This is a genomic window from Brenneria goodwinii (genome assembly GCF_002291445.1).
In the GTDB taxonomy this organism is placed as follows: domain Bacteria; phylum Pseudomonadota; class Gammaproteobacteria; order Enterobacterales; family Enterobacteriaceae; genus Brenneria; species Brenneria goodwinii.
The window spans coordinates 3,775,778-3,790,283 of record NZ_CP014137.1; the positions used below are offsets into that span (position 1 = coordinate 3,775,778).

11 protein-coding genes are annotated in these 14,506 nt (G+C 53.0%); 9 read left to right on the forward strand and 2 right to left on the reverse strand.

The window, feature by feature from the left end; all coding sequences use genetic code 11:
• Window positions 1-27: 27 nt before the first annotated feature.
• The 7 genes from ACN28R_RS16780 (at window position 28) to dkgA (ending at window position 9,163) form a co-directional block, all read left to right on the forward strand.
• A complete protein-coding gene (locus ACN28R_RS16780; protein WP_095835009.1) occupies window positions 28-1,278 on the forward strand; it encodes a hypothetical protein in 1,251 nt (416 codons plus the stop codon).
• 242 nt (window positions 1,279-1,520) lie between these two features.
• Complete coding sequence (locus ACN28R_RS16785; protein WP_048636464.1) at window positions 1,521-2,516, forward strand: LysR family transcriptional regulator; 996 nt, start codon at window positions 1,521-1,523, stop codon at window positions 2,514-2,516.
• Between the two features lie 224 nt (window positions 2,517-2,740).
• Window positions 2,741-4,180, forward strand: coding sequence for an aspartate ammonia-lyase (gene aspA / locus ACN28R_RS16790; protein WP_095835010.1), 1,440 nt, complete (start codon window positions 2,741-2,743; stop codon window positions 4,178-4,180).
• Between the two features lie 226 nt (window positions 4,181-4,406).
• Window positions 4,407-5,708 (forward strand): anaerobic C4-dicarboxylate transporter, encoded by a 1,302-nt coding sequence (locus ACN28R_RS16795; protein ID WP_048636466.1) that lies wholly within the window; start codon window positions 4,407-4,409, stop codon window positions 5,706-5,708.
• A 342-nt stretch (window positions 5,709-6,050) separates the two neighbouring features.
• The gene (gene metC, locus ACN28R_RS16800) at window positions 6,051-7,244 is read left to right on the forward strand and encodes a cystathionine beta-lyase (RefSeq protein ID WP_048636467.1); all 1,194 of its coding nucleotides are present in this window, start codon (window positions 6,051-6,053) and stop codon (window positions 7,242-7,244) included.
• 241 nt (window positions 7,245-7,485) lie between these two features.
• On the forward strand, window positions 7,486-8,145 hold the full coding sequence (locus tag ACN28R_RS16805; protein WP_048636468.1) for a DedA family protein: 660 nt from the start codon (window positions 7,486-7,488) through the stop codon (window positions 8,143-8,145).
• 190 nt (window positions 8,146-8,335) lie between these two features.
• A complete protein-coding gene (gene dkgA, locus ACN28R_RS16810) occupies window positions 8,336-9,163 on the forward strand; it encodes a 2,5-didehydrogluconate reductase DkgA (protein ID WP_048636469.1) in 828 nt (275 codons plus the stop codon).
• A gap of 45 nt (window positions 9,164-9,208) precedes the next feature.
• On the opposite strand, the gene ACN28R_RS16815 is transcribed toward dkgA, so the two are convergent.
• Entirely contained in the window at window positions 9,209-9,946 is a 738-nt protein-coding gene (locus ACN28R_RS16815) for a GntR family transcriptional regulator (RefSeq protein ID WP_095835011.1), read from the reverse strand.
• Between the two features lie 712 nt (window positions 9,947-10,658).
• On the opposite strand from ACN28R_RS16815, the gene ACN28R_RS16820 reads away from it, so the two are divergent.
• Together ACN28R_RS16820 and ACN28R_RS16825 are read left to right on the forward strand one after the other, a co-directional pair.
• Entirely contained in the window at window positions 10,659-12,089 is a 1,431-nt protein-coding gene (locus ACN28R_RS16820) for a purine-cytosine permease family protein (RefSeq protein ID WP_095835835.1), read from the forward strand.
• Window positions 12,086-13,021, forward strand: coding sequence for a PfkB family carbohydrate kinase (locus tag ACN28R_RS16825; protein WP_095835012.1), 936 nt, complete (start codon window positions 12,086-12,088; stop codon window positions 13,019-13,021). The genes ACN28R_RS16820 and ACN28R_RS16825 overlap by 4 nt, the downstream gene beginning before the upstream one ends.
• A gap of 36 nt (window positions 13,022-13,057) precedes the next feature.
• On the opposite strand, the gene ftsP is transcribed toward ACN28R_RS16825, so the two are convergent.
• Window positions 13,058-14,476: a cell division protein FtsP gene (ftsP, locus tag ACN28R_RS16830; RefSeq protein ID WP_095835013.1), complete on the reverse strand. Its 1,419-nt coding sequence runs from the start codon at window positions 14,474-14,476 to the stop codon at window positions 13,058-13,060.
• Window positions 14,477-14,506: the final 30 nt, after the last annotated feature.

Below are 14,506 nucleotides of genomic sequence, written 5' to 3' on the forward strand. Positions count from 1 at the left end.
GTCTCATCTTTAACAAGGAGGTACGGTATGACAATTGAAATTGAAGAAAAAAACGCCGAGCTTGTCACCACGGCGAAAAAACTTTTACCCCTGGTATTCAAGTCTTCATTATCCATAACGGTGTGTTCTGTTTTCGTTATCTGGTTTTATCTTTCTACATTAGGCCGGCTGGATGTGTTCGTAGAGGCCATTGGATTTGCTACGTTATTAGGTATCGTGTTCGGCTTTACTATCGTGGCGTTTGCTGTGATCTGCATCTTGATATTTATATCATCGCTTATGCTCGTGAGCATTGTTACCGGATACGAAAACACAATATGTAATTATTCATTTTTGAAACATAGTCTTATCAGAATTTGTCTGTTAAACGGCTGTCTATTCGGTCCAATAGTTATCGGTTTCTTTTACCTGTATGATTTAACGGGAAAAAGTGGGGTTTATTTTTTCTTGGCTGGCTCTGCCCTGATAATTATAGTTTCTTATTTAGCAACCTATTTTCTTTTTTATCGGTCTCAATATAATCGCAACAACCACACCAACCTCAATAGCGCCCCTCTATTGAATATTCTGATGCCGCTGTCCCTTATCATTCCCGCACTGACACAAATCATTCCACTTTCTCTCTTACTCGCAAAAATAAGTTTTCAAGCACAGGATGGCGATCTTGAACAAGGGATTTCGACTGCGATTATCTCTCTTATTTTCGCGATAATTTCATTTTTACCCGGCATACTTTTCATTAGCGGATTTAAGAAAGGCAATTTGCTGAGAAGCACAATATTAGCCTTCATGATCATTCCCTTCTGCATTGTATTATTAGCTTCTTTCATTCCCATCCTACCGTTGATGATCGCCAATATGGCGATGAATCTGGCGGGAATTGCCGACTGGCGCACACATCAGTACACAATGAGAAACGAAGTTTATCCACACAGTATGTTTCCCGGCCAACAGTGGAACACGCGCTATTACGCTGACATCCCCGACCGCTTTTTTATCACTGGTATTGCGATGTTTTCCTTTGGCGATATCAAGCTGATCTGCCCGACATCAATCCGGCAGGCGCAATTAGACAATATGACGTTCAATTTCAACAACCAACAGGAAAACCGGAAAAAGAGCGAAGCCTTCAAATCCGCCGCCATGCCATGTTTCCCCATTGATAAAAAAGATATTAAACAGTGGGATATCCCGTTGAGCTCACCGATCTATTATGAAAAGGTACGCTTAACCACGCCGCACTTACCAACCGATATCTTTCAATATCTAAAAAGATAACCGTTCGCCTTGTCGTCAGGGGCGCAGCGTAGCCCGCGCGCCCCGTTCCCCGGCTAATTTCAGCTTAGCTAAAGCTAGTTATAAGAAAACATTAATCAGTGATACACCCTATGTTTTTTCCGAGATTGACTCACTAAGCTGGCACCAGTTAACGCGACTACCGGCAAGGCATTATGGGTTAAACTGTTTGCTTACCTGAAGGCTTCAACAACCCAGAGTCTTTGCAACGTAGGCAACACCACATGGTTAAACGAACAATGTCAGCCAATAAATCGATCGACATGTACGCCGTCCACGTTTTTGTAACGATGGCCGAGGCTGGGAGCATGACCGCCGCCGCCGCGCGGCTGGGTCTGACGCCGTCGGCGGTTTCACAGACGCTCAGATTATTGGAGGAGGATTTTGGCGTCATGTTGGTCAACCGGGCCAGGCGTCCCTTTGTATTGACGCCTTATGGCATTGCGTTAAAAAACCGGGGAGAAGTGCTTACCGAAGAGATCGCGAACCTGAAGGCGCAGGTGCTGGAAGCGGGACAAGGCATAAAACCCGACCTGCGCATAGGACTGGTTGACTCATTCGCCATCACCTGTGGTTCCGTGTTCACCAAACGTCTGCTAAAGAGCTCTTCACAGTTGCTGATTCGTACCGGCTTAAGCCCACAGCAGGGCGAAGCGCTGATGCGGCGTGAACTGGACCTTATCGTCACCAGCGATCCGCTGATCGATACGGATGGCGTGGTGCGTTACCGCCTGTTTTCCGAAGGATATTTCGTTATTACGCCGCCGGAATACCGCAAACGCATCAAGACGATTGAGGATATGCGCGAGCTGTCCGCCGCCATGCCGCTGGTCAGGTTCAATCGAAACTCGCAGATTGGCATGCAGATTGAACGCTATCTGCGCAGAATAGATATTCGCGTGCCAAATATGCTCGAATTTGATAACGCGGATACGTTAACGTCGATGGTGGCGGCGGGAATCGGCTGGGCCGTTACCAGCCCTATCAGCTTTCTCCAATCGGAAACCTATTCCCGGCAGGTTTTGACGCATATGCCGGAACAGCTGAACATAAAACGTTCGCTTTATATTGTCGGGCACCGTGATGAATACAGCGCGTTCTTTGACGAAGCCTGTGAAGTGACGCATGAAATAATCAAGACCGTATTTATTCCAAAACTGGAGAACCTTAATCGCGGAATAGAAAAACTGGTTTCTATTAACTCAGATATGACGGAATAAAATAACCTGTAAATTTTCAACAATTGGGAATATTAGCGTCAATGTAAATAAGACAGAGCCATGAAATAAAAACGTTACGGCGTGTTTATCGGGATTCGTCATCCTAAAAAAATAATTACCCCATCATGATTCAGTAAAAAATCGTGATAGGCAAATATCGTCTCATTAATAAGCCGGCCGTATTTTTAAATTATGCCACCGCGCAAGAGAAAGGAATAATGGTTATGTCAAATAACATCCGTATAGAAGAAGATCTGTTAGGTACTCGTGAAGTTCCCGCTAATGCGTATTACGGTATTCATACGCTGCGGGCCATCGAAAATTTTTGTATTAGCAATAATACGATCGGCGATATTCCGGAATTCGTACGCGCCATGGTCATGGTGAAAAAAGCGGCGGCCCTGGCTAACCGGGAATTGCAAACCATCCCGCGCAAAATTGCCGACACCATTATTCAGGCCTGTGATGACGTGCTGAATAACGGCAAATGTCTGGATCAGTTTCCCGTGGACGTCTATCAAGGGGGCGCCGGCACGTCGGTCAATATGAACACCAACGAAGTGTTGGCGAATATCGGCCTGGAGCTGATGGGGCATCAAAAAGGCGAATATCAATACCTTAGCCCGAACGACCACCTGAACAAATGCCAGTCCACCAACGACGCCTACCCGACCGGTTTCCGCCTGGCGGTGTACAGTTCCATCCTGAAACTGGTGGAGGCGATCGCCCAGTTGGGCCAGGGGTTTGAACGTAAAGCGAAAGAGTTTGAAAATATTCTGAAAATGGGCCGCACCCAATTGCAGGATGCGGTGCCGATGACCCTCGGCCAGGAGTTCCATGCGTTCAACATTCTGCTGAAAGAAGAAAACAGGAATCTGCTGCATACCGCAGAACTGTTGCTGGAAGTGAATCTGGGCGCCACCGCGATCGGCACGCGCCTGAATACCCCGGATGAATATCAGCATCTGGCCGTACGGTATCTGGCGCAAGTCAGCGGTCTGCCGTGCGTGCCGGCCGAGGATCTGATCGAAGCCACCTCCGACTGCGGCGCTTATGTGATGGTACACAGCGCCCTTAAGCGGGTCGCGGTCAAACTTTCGAAGATTTGCAACGATCTGCGTCTGCTCTCTTCCGGACCGCGCGCCGGTTTGAACGAAATTAATCTGCCGGAATTGCAGGCCGGTTCTTCCATTATGCCGGCGAAGGTTAACCCGGTAGTGCCGGAAGTGGTGAATCAGGTCTGCTTTAAGGTGATCGGCAACGACACCTGCGTGACGATGGCCGCCGAAGCCGGTCAGCTACAGTTAAACGTCATGGAACCGGTCATCGGGCAAGCCATGTTCGAGTCCATCCAGATTCTGTCCAACGCCTGTTACAACCTGCTGGAGAAATGCGTCAATGGCATTACCGCTAATAAAGAGGTATGCGAAGCGTATGTATTCAACTCCATCGGCATCGTGACCTATCTGAACCCGTTCATCGGTCACCACAATGGCGATATCGTCGGGAAAATCTGCGCCGAAACCGGCAAGAGCGTGCGTGAAGTCGTACTGGAGCGCGGCTTGCTCACCGAAGAACAGCTGGACGACATCTTTTCTACCCAGAATCTGATGCACCCGGCCTATAAGGCCAAACGCTACACCGACGAAAAAACATCTGTTTAGTCATCGTATCTCGATCACAACGGCCTGGCACATGGCTATTCATACCATGTGCCGTTATTCCATCAGTCAAACACCATAAAAATCAAAATAATATCTATACCAACTGATTTCGGGAGACGGGAAGGCGGCCACAAAAGGACAACGTACTGAAAGGAAGAGAATAAGCCAGCCAACGTCTCTGCACATGAAAACCGGGGGTATATCAAATTGTTTTAAGGAGCATTGTATGCTGGTCCTGGAACTCATCATCGTGCTGTTAGCCATCTATCTGGGGGCACGGCTCGGCGGTATCGGTATTGGCTTTGCCGGCGGTCTGGGCGTGTTGATTCTCACCCTGGGCTTTAATATCGCGCCGGGCGCGATCCCCTTTGACGTTATCGAAATCATCATGGCGGTCATCGCCGCTATCGCCGCCATGCAAGTGGCGGGCGGCATGGATTATCTCGTCAGTCTGGCGGAAAAACTTCTGCGCCGTCATCCTAAATACGTCACCTTTCTGGCCCCGCTCGTGACCTATATCATGACGCTACTGGCCGGTACGGGGCACACCGCCTTCTCTACGCTGCCGGTTATCGCGGAAGTGGCCAAAGAACAAGGCATCCGGCCTTCGCGCCCGCTGTCGATTGCCGTCGTGGCCTCACAGGTGGCGATTACCGCATCGCCGATTTCCGCCGCCGTCGTGTTTGTCGCCAGTATTCTGGAACCTTACGGCGTCAGCTATCTGATGCTGTTGGGTATTTGTATTCCCACCACGCTGGCCGCCGTATTGCTGACCGCCATCATCACCAATTTTCTGGGAAAGGAACTGAAAGATGATGAAATTTATCAAGAGCGTTTGAAAAAAGGCGAAGTTGATTTACGCAGTGCGAATACGATCGCAATCAAACCCGGCGCAAAACTTTCCGTCCTGCTGTTCCTGCTCGGCATTATCGCCGTCGTGTTTTACGCCACCGCCATCAGCGATACCGTGCAATTGATTGCCGACCCGGTTTTGCCGCGCAATGAAGCGATCGTGGTATTTATGCTGACTATCGCCACGCTGATCTGCCTCGCCTGTAAAATCGACACGGGCAAAGTGCTTACGGCCAGTACCTTCAAATCCGGCATGAGCGCCTGTGTCTGCGTAATGGGGGTCGCCTGGTTGGGCGATACCTTCGTCAAAGCGCATATCACCGATATCCAGGACACGGCGGGAACGCTGCTGCAAAGCTACCCGTGGATGCTGGCCGTCGTGCTGTTTTTTGCCGCCATGCTGCTCTATTCACAGGCCGCGACCGCCAAGGCGCTGATGCCCGCGGCATTGCTGCTCGGGGTTTCGCCCGTCACGGCGGTGGCGTCGTTCGCCGCGGTATCCGCGCTGTTCGTGCTGCCGACCTACCCAACCCTGCTGGCCGCAGTGGAAATGGATGACACCGGTTCAACCCGCATCGGGAAATATGTGTTTAACCACTCGTTCCTGATACCGGGCGTTCTGACCATTACGCTATCGGTGATATTCGGCTTTATTTTCAGCAACATCCTGCTGTAACCCGCTGACTCGATAAGCGCGGGTGTCATTGTCTGCATGCCGTCCTCACCCCGAAATGGGTGAGGACTGCGCTGATCCCGCCGCTCTTGCTTCCCTACCGGCATCTGCCCTCTCCAACAGAAAGTCCTTCTCCCACGGTGAAAACCGTTACCATTTTTCGCCTCTGGCGGAAAAGCCCGTCCACAGGCCACTTAAGCCGTGGTAACGTAGAACATGTCGGATTATTGACGTGCCAAAGAATGGAATGCATTAAGCAGCAGAATAAATTGAATGGGTAAGCAGGTTAGCCCGGCGTATTGAACAGCCTGGTACGACAAAAAAAGAGAAAAGGTGATATCGGTTATGACGAGTAAGAAAACAGCAACAGCACTGGTCGCCGCAGGGCGCGGCAAAAAATTTACGCACGGCTCGGTAAACCCCGTTATCCAACGGGCGTCTTCCCTGGTGTTCGACACCGTTCAGGACAAAAAAAACGCGACCATTAACCGGGCCAATGGCGCCTTGTTCTATGGACGCCGCGGCACATTAACCCATTTCTCTTTGCAGGAAGCGATGGTCGAACTGGAGGGCGGCGCAGGCTGCGCTCTGTACCCGTGTGGCGCGGCGGCGATTACCAATGCCATCTTTTCTTTCGTTTCGGCGGGCGATCACATCCTGGTCACCGGTTCAACCTATGAACCGACCCAAAGTTTTTGTAACACCGTTCTCAGTAAACTGAATATCGGCACCACCTATTTCGATCCGCTGATCGGCGCAGGCATCAGCGAGCTAATCCAGGAAAACACCAAAGTCGTGTTTCTTGAATCCCCCGGCTCCATCACCATGGAAGTTCACGACGTACCGGCAATCGTGCAGGCGGTTCGCCGCATCAATCCGGAAATCGTGATCATCATGGATAACACCTGGGCGGCGGGTATCCTGTTTAAAGCGCTGGATTTCGGTATCGATATCTCGGTGCAGTCCGGCACGAAATACATGGTCGGCCACTCTGACGCCATGCTGGGCACGGCCGTGGCGAACGAACGTTGCTGGGAGCAGTTGCGTGAACACTCCTACCTGATGGGGCAAATGGTCGATGCCGACACCGCCTATGTCGCCAGCCGCGGTCTGCGAACGCTGGGAGTCCGCCTCAAACAGCATCAGGAAAGCAGTATCCGCATCGCGAAATGGCTGTCTGAACGCCCGGAAGTGGCTGTCGTCAATCACCCCGCGCTGCCGGAATGCAAAGGCCATGAATTCTATGCCCGTGATTTTAAAGGATGCAGCGGACTCTTTTCCTTTGTACTGAAAGATAAGTTGAGCAATGCGCAGTTGGCCCGCTATCTGGATAACTTTGAACACTTCAGCATGGCGTATTCATGGGGCGGCTTTGAATCGCTGATTCTGGCCAATCAGCCGGAATCCCTGGCATCGATTCGTCCGGTTGCCGGCGTCGACTTTACCGGCACACTCATTCGCTTACATATTGGACTTGAAGATAGCGACGATCTGATTGAGGATCTGGCACGCGGTTTCGGCAGAATTCAGGAAGTGTGACGCAACAGGCCCATATCCCTGGATTTAGCTGCATCGAAGTAGGTAAAGCGTGTATCATAAGCAGGATAATCTTAACTAAAACCGCTTTACCTTAACCCAACGCTTATCCTAATCAGCATTAATCTTAACAGAATAAGCGCTTAGCCCTGCGCTGGCTTTAGCGTATTTAAGTACAACATGGTCGGGCCGTTTCGCCCCGTTTTATTTTTTTAGGGCTTCAGTTACCTGACAGGAAGTAATAATGAGTGTGGTTCATGAAATTATTCAGGCGCTATGGCATCAGGATTTTAGCGCACTGGCAGACCCCCACGTCATCTGGGTGGTTTACGGCATTTTGTTTACAACCCTGTTTCTGGAGAATGGCCTGCTGCCAGCCTCTTTTCTTCCTGGCGATAGCCTGCTGCTGTTGGCCGGCGCCATGATCGCCAAAGGCGTCATGAGTTTTATTCCCACCATGATTCTGCTGACCATAGCCGCCAGCCTCGGATGTTGGTTCAGCTACCTTCAAGGGCGCTGGCTGGGAGATACCCGCTTGGTGAAAGGTTGGCTGCTGCAACTCCCCGCCCACTACCACCAGCGCGCTCACCACCTGTTTTACCGCCACGGGCTGGTGGCGTTGCTGATTGGCCGTTTCCTGGCGTTTGTCCGTACGCTGTTGCCGACAATCGCCGGTATTTCCGGACTCAATAACGTTCGTTTTCAGATATTTAACTGGCTCAGCGGTTTTCTTTGGGTTGGCGGCATTGTGACGCTCGGCTACGCCATGAGCCACATTCCACTGGTAAAACGCTATGAAGATCAGGTCATGACCGCGCTGATCCTTCTGCCCGTCATTCTGCTGATTGGTGGGTTAATCGGCATCGTCATTATGGTATGGCGCAGGAAACACGCCACGGCCTAAGCGCGTTAACCCGTCTCTTAAAGCGTTAAAACACGACTTCACGCCGGATTAAATAGCAGCCTTATTTTCTACTATAATTAATTGATATGCCTACAGGGTCAAAGCCTAGCGGCTACGACGCCTGCGGGTTGTCATTCCCGTTATTCACTGATTATCCCATTGATTAATAATAGAAAAAAAGGAGAGTGACATGACGCAACCTAAACTCAAACTGGCTGACGGCAATATCATGCCTCAGTTGGGCCTTGGCGTCTGGCAGGCAAGTAACGAAGACGCCGCGAGCGCCGTAGCCGAAGCATTAAAAACGGGTTATCGCGCCATTGATACCGCCGCCATTTACAAAAATGAAGAAGGCGTCGGCCAGGCGCTGCAATCCACCGATGTCCCGCGTGAAGAATTATTTATCACCACCAAGCTCTGGAACAACGACCAGAAAGAACCGCAGAAAGCGCTGGAAAAAAGCCTGAGTAAACTGCAATTGAGCTATGTGGATCTTTATCTGATTCACTGGCCGCTACCGCAACAGAACACCTACGTGGATGCCTGGCGCGGGCTGATTAAATTACAGGAACAGGGGCTGGTAAAAAGTATCGGCGTCAGTAACTTCCATACTCGTCACCTACAGCGGCTAAATGATGAAACCGGCGTCTTTCCCGTCATCAATCAGATTGAGCTGCATCCGCTGTTTCAGCAGCGTCAGCTTCACGCCTGGAACGCCACCCATCGTATTCAGACCGAATCCTGGAGCCCGTTGGCGCGAGGCGGCGCAGGGGTATTCGATCAACCGATTATCCGTAAACTGGCGACGAAGTATAATAAAACTCCGGCGCAAATCGTGATCCGTTGGCATCTGGACAACGGATTGGTGGTTATTCCGAAATCCGTTACCCCTTCCCGCATCAGAGAAAATTTCAACGTATTTGATTTCCGTCTGGATAAAGATGAGCTGGGCGAAATCGCCAAACTGGACAGCGGCAAACGCCTCGGCCCCGACCCGGACACCATGGAAAACGCCTGACGCCACGCCTCTCGCCGGCAAGACGGTTTTCTGTCGGCAAGTGGGTTAATCCGTTACCTGAAACTCATACACATCGCTACGGCAATAGATTTCACAGTATTCCAGCAGAGCGCCCTGAGCGTCATAGGTATGCTGACGGCTCAACAATAATGGCGATCCCAGCGGCACATTGAGATAGTCGGCCACGTCCGCCGGCGACGCCACCGCTTTCAGGCGATAGCGTTTTTTATCCGGATAAATATGGCGTTCCGCCCAATATTGGTACAGAGAATGCTCCAGCTGTCGCGGTTCCGGTAATAACGCCAGCGGGATCCATACGGCTTCCAGCGATGCCGGTTCGCCATTAATTAACCGCACGCGCCGTAAATGCGTGACCCATTCGCCTTCGGGCAAAGACATTTCTTCGGCAATTGACGCAGAAAGTTTTATTCTGCTCCTTTCCAGCCAGAGATTGCCCGCCACGCCACCGCTCCGCAACACCAGCGAGGTGAAACCGGACTCGTCTTCGTCCAGCGAATAGCTCAAATGCTGGCTGACTCTGGTGCCGATACCCTGCTGACGAACGATTAGACCGCTCTCTTCCAGTAGCGCCAAAGAGCGGGAAACGGTTACGCGAGATAAGCCTGTTTGTTGCGCAATGGCCCTTTCCGCAGGCAGAAATTGGCCGGACAGCTCTTTTCGCCGCTTAATTTCCGCTTTCAGGAGCGCGGCAAGCTGCATATAACGAGGCGCGGCAGACGGTTCGGCCAGTTTATCTCTAACCAGAAGTAGTAATTCCTGCATATTGCAGCCTTTTTATTGTTTTACGCTGCGTTCAGCATACGCGATAGTTAAACAAAAATGTTGAATCGATTAAGTTGTAAAGCAAAATTTATCGGACTGGTATTGGCATATTATAGGTATTAAATTGGACTTGCACCTATGGATTGATTTTCGTAAACTCGTGCCCTCAATGCCAACACCAGGGGCATTAATTGACCACGCCAGATCCCCGTCACATCGCGTTTGAAAGCCCTATGGGAAACGATGAGTGGCGCACCAGGGACTTCATTAGAAAATATACGCAGGAGCGGGTTCCAGCATGTTCCGGCTGGCTCCAATAACAATAGCGCCGCGGTTGCATTGACCGCAGGCGACTAGATTGATAGCCCCATCCAGTTACCGGCTTAATGGATGGATACCGATAACGCGGTCAAGCCAGAGGTTTTGTTCCGTTCTGGACTGACCGCATCGGCGCTTCTGATAACAACGCCGTCGCGCCTTCCCATGCCCAACGCCCCTGAATTTCCGGCGTTATACCCTATTATCTGCTACGCTTGACGGCGGTACGGATACTGTGGCGCCATCATCACCGTATAGATGGCACATGAAATGGCATTCGTGCCTTCCCAGCGACATGGCTTACCCCGTTCAATCAAACCATTTGATTGATTCTTCTTCGTTTTCCGCCATTCGTTATTCGTTATACGCCAAGGCTAAAAAGGAGCAAGCCGACATGGGTGAGGTACGACAAAATCAAACCAGCGCCGCGCAACCACAGAACAAAACCTGGAAAGTGGAAAATGCCGGTATCGATCGAATCCCGGAAGCGGAACGCACCGGTAAGCCACTGGAATTATTTTGGATCTGGTGTGCGGCGAATATCGGCATTCTCGGCATTGTCTACGGCGCCATTATCGTGTCGTTCGGCCTTTCTTTTATTCAATCCATCCTTGCCGCGATTCTCGGGGTGGCCAGCTTCGCGCTGGTCGGTTTTACCTCGTTTGCCGGTCAAATCGGGCGCACCGCCACCCTGACGCTCTCGCGTGTCATTTTCGGCCTGAAAGGCAATATCGCGCCGACCGCCTTCAGTTGGTTCACATTGATGGGATGGGAAGCCGTCAACCTTATCACCGGCACACTGACGCTATCCGCCCTGTTCGAGGCCGTGGGACTCAGCGGCGGCGCCATACTGACCGCGGTTTGTTTGCTGCTTTTCGGCGGTCTGACTATTGCCGTCAGTATTCTGGGGCAGAACACGCTGATCCTGCTGCAAAGCTGGATCACGCGAATCTTCGGCACCATGACGCTGGTGGTGGTGATCTATATTCTGTTCAACACGCCGTGGCACAAGGTGCTGTCGCTGCCATCCGGCGACTGGCTGAGCGGATTCCTTCCCGCGGTGTCGGTCATTGCCGCCGGTACCGGCGTGGGCTGGACGATCGCCGGCGCGGATTACAGCCGTTATCAGCGTCCGTCAACCCGCCGAGGCAGCGTCTTCGCCGCAGTCGTGGGCGGCGCCGCCCTGCCGTTGATACTGCTGATGCTGGCCGGTATTCTGCTGTCATCCCAATTGCCCGAGCTCTCCAGTTCGGCTAACCCGATCGCGCTGATTGGTACGGTGCTACCGACCTGGATGTCCGTTCCCTATTTATTGACCGCCACGGCCGGTATTATCACGATTGCGGTATTGAGCCTCTATTCCGCCAGCCTCAACCTACTGACCATCGGCGTAAAGGTACGCCAGTCGATAGCGGTAGCCTTTGACGCCGTGCTGGTTGTGGGCGTCGCCATCTATGTGCTGTTTATCTCCGGCGATTTTCTGACGCCCTTTATCTCCTTCCTGATCTTCTGCGGCCTGTTTCTCGGCCCCTGGTCTGCGGTGTTCATCCTCGATTATTTCCTGGTTCGCCGCCGTCACGGTTACAACGACGAACTGCTCTTTGGCTTAAACGGCAAGAACCTCGGCGTACGCTGGGTACCGCTATGTTGCTGGCTGCTGGGCGCCATTGGCGGTCTGATGGTGACCAAAACCGGTTTTATCGACGGGCCGCTGGCGATAGGTATTTTCGCCAATTCCAGCTTAGGCCTGTTTATCTCGTTCGCTATCAGTCTGGCGACCTACTGGCTTTATCTATTGGTTAAACCACAAGAGACGCTGATATGAGGACATTTACGCCTGACCGCCCGGTGGTGGTGGTTGGCGGCGCCTGTGGCGATATGCTGCTGGCGCTGCCGCGTCTGCCGGTCAGCGGCGAAGATATCGAGGGCCAGGATCTCGGCCAGCAGATTGGCGGTTGCGCATTCAACGTGGCGCGCGTGTTGCATCGTCTCAACGTGCCGATCGTCAACGGGATGCCGGTCGGTAATGGACCGTGGGGGAAAGCCGTCGAAGCCGCCATGACGGAAATGAATCTGCCGGTCTTATTGCGCAATACGGAAATGGATAACGGCTGGTGCCTGGCAATGACGGAGCCTGACGGCGAGCGGACCTTCATCGGCATCACCGGATGCGAGGCCCACTGTAGCCGGGAAATGCTGCAACAACTGGCGATGCCGGACCACGCGCTGCTGTACGTTAACGGTTATGAACTGTTCGGCGAAGGCGGACGGGCTTTGCGCCAATGGACGCTGGCGCAGACGCAACAGAAGCTGATCGATTTCGGCCCGCGTTTACCCTTTATTCCCGCCGAGTTTATCCAGGCGCTGGCCGGCAGCAACGCCATCCTGACGCTAAACCGCGATGAAACGCGGCTGCTATGCGGCGAAGGCGAGAGTGTTTCACAAGCCATGCTTTACGCGCGGCGCAACGGGTTAACGCTGATTTGCCGCCTGGATAAGGAAGGCGCCTGGATTTGCCCGCCGGACGGCGAACCCACCGCCGTTGCGGCCTATCCGGTGCAGGTTGTCGATACCATCGGCGCCGGCGACGCGCACAGCGGCGGTCTGCTGGCGGGCCTATCCGCCAACTGGCCGCTACGCGACGCCGTTGACCTGGCGAATCAGGTGGCGGCCTGCGTCGTCGCCGGTCAGGGGGCGGCAGGCGCGCCGGACTGGAACACGCTGCGCCGCTATTTTCCGCATTCCGGCCTGGCGTAAAAAGACGTTTCAGCCCTGATTAGGCCGGGCAAATCATCAGGCCGAAGGCTGAACCACCAGTTGCCCGGTTGAACCGTGATCGGCCATCTCTAGCGTCTGGCTGTAATACAGGAAAGGGAAAGCCTGCGATGACAGCTGGGAAAAATAGACCAGCAGTTCGACATCGTTATCCACCCACACCGTGTCCTTCCAGCCGCTATCTTCTACCGGCACCGCTCCCCCGTTGACGCTGCGCACCAAAAACTTCACCCCTTGAATATGGAAGGGCTGCGGGGTATCGGCATGAATAATCCAGCGTTCACAGCGGCCCTGCTGGGTCTGAACATCGATGCGGGTCATATCCCACATGGCGCCGTTGATACTCGGCAAACTGTCGCCCAGACGGAACTCTCGCGTGCGGCTGATGCTGCCTTCGATAATATTATCCGCCAGCAGACGCATCGGCAGATTATTCGTCACCAGCGGCAGTAATCCGGTCGGCTTAAGCGTTAATACCTGCGTGGAAATCAAAATGCTGGACGGCTCAAACAGCCCGCGCAGACGATCTAGAATCCCGGCCGATTCGCCCGCCGTCAGCGTAACCTCATCGCCCTGCGACATATCAATCAGGATCTCCCGCCGCTCGCCGGGCGCCAGGGAGATCTGATTAATCGCCATCGGCGCTGGCAGCAGCCCCTGATCGCTGGCAATCACGTGCATCGGCCGGCCGTCGCTCATCCGCATCACATAGCGGCGGGAATTTGACGCGTTCAGTAGCCGTAGCCGCACCCAGCCGCGGGACACCTCGACATAGGGGTTCCGGGCGCCGTTAACCAGCAGCGTATCGCCGACAAAACCGTCGCTGCCCGCCGGGTTATAAATCGGCACGCCAAAGCTATCCAGGCGTTTATCCTGAATAATCAGCGGAAAATCATCCACGCCATAATGATTGGGAATAGGTAAGGTTTTAGCGGTGCTGTCTTCCACCAGCCAGAGCCCCACCAACCCGTTGTACACGTGCGGCGCCATGCGGTTTGGCGTGTTGGCATGATACCAACAGGTGGCGGACGGCTGACGGATCGGCAATACCGGCGACCAGTCCATCCCCGGCGATATCATGCGCGCCGCGCCGCCCATTAGCGAACCGGAAACCTGTAATCCGCTGATGGTCATGGATACCGGCTCATTGAGCCGATTATTGTAAATCAGTTTCACGTCATCGCCGTCGAATACCCGTACCGTCGGTCCCAGATAACGGCCGTTAATGCCCCAGACCGACGTTTTACGGTCATCGGTGAAAGCCCAGTGGGCCCGTAGCATCGTCAGAAACAGAGGCTGTCCCCTACGCGACTCCAGCAATGGGGGGATCGGTAAGGCGGTTGGTATTCCGCCGGTCGCCGCCAACAATGGCTTACTCCCCGCACAACATAATGCAAAACCCGATGCCTGAATAAACTGACGCCGGCTGAGTGACATAGCGACTCCGTAAATCGATTAAACCGTATA